This window comes from Methanomassiliicoccales archaeon (assembly GCA_014361295.1).
Lineage (GTDB): Archaea > Thermoplasmatota > Thermoplasmata > Methanomassiliicoccales > JACIVX01 > JACIVX01.
The window spans coordinates 1-965 of sequence record JACIVX010000097.1; the positions used below are offsets into that span (position 1 = coordinate 1).

Sequence of the window (965 nt, forward strand, 5' to 3'; positions counted from 1 at the left end):
CCAAGGAACTATTTATCAAACGACAAATGGAACACCCGCTGGATTCGTACCAACTGCAGAGAATAATTCTCTCTACGGATTGTGTGCGTTTCGAGCCTCATACCTTTACCTTGCCCGCAAATACAAACCTGATATGGAGGATCTTAAGCATTTTGAAGAGAATGTGAGAGTGATTACATACGGTGATGACAATGTCTTGGCAATTAATCCAAAATTGAAGGAGTTTTTCAACATGAGAAATTTGGTTGAAGCTTTCGATAGTTTTGGAATGATTTATACGACTGCAGACAAAGGAACCGATTACGACAAACGAAAAACCATTAAGGATGTGAGCTTTTTAAAGCGAGCATTTGCTTTGGTTAAGATCAATGGACAAATACTACCCCGTTACGTGTGCCCCGCACCCTTGGAAACAAGGTTGGACATGCTTAATTGGACCAGTGATAAACATGTTGATAATTTGTTGGAGCAATCCGACACAGTTACCGATGTGTTTAAGGAGTTGGCAATGCATCCACAAGATGTATTTGAACGATGGACTGGAGAGATAAGTAAGAAATGCTATGAATTGGGAATCAACAATTTTCGGTTGTTACCCTATTCACGGTATCTCGAACCATTCTGCTCTGGTGGAAATTATCTACCCCGCAAGTGTGATCTTGCAACCCTCCGGCAAAAAACCGAATTCAACAAGGAGAGTTGTACTGCTGCTAGCGGAAGAGGCGTGTGTATTAACACTTATACCCTAGGATCGCCTGAGGCAGCCCCTCAAAATCCAAGGGAAATTCGGTCGTCAGTGTAGACTAAGTCATCGCACTGATTAAATACCCGACTTACCGATTTACAATTCAATACCAACCCTGTTTCCAAGGAACTATTTATCAAACGACAAATGGAACACCCGCTGGATTCGTACCAACTGCAGAGAATAATTCTCTCTACGGATTGTGTGCGTTTCGAGCCTC

General features: G+C 42.3%; 1 protein-coding gene. It reads left to right on the forward strand.

Features of this window, described 5'->3' with window-relative positions:
• Window positions 1-802: hypothetical protein (locus H5T41_11365; GenBank protein MBC7109357.1), on the forward strand; the 802-nt coding region annotated here is incomplete at its 5' end.
• Window positions 803-965 lie beyond the last annotated feature (163 nt).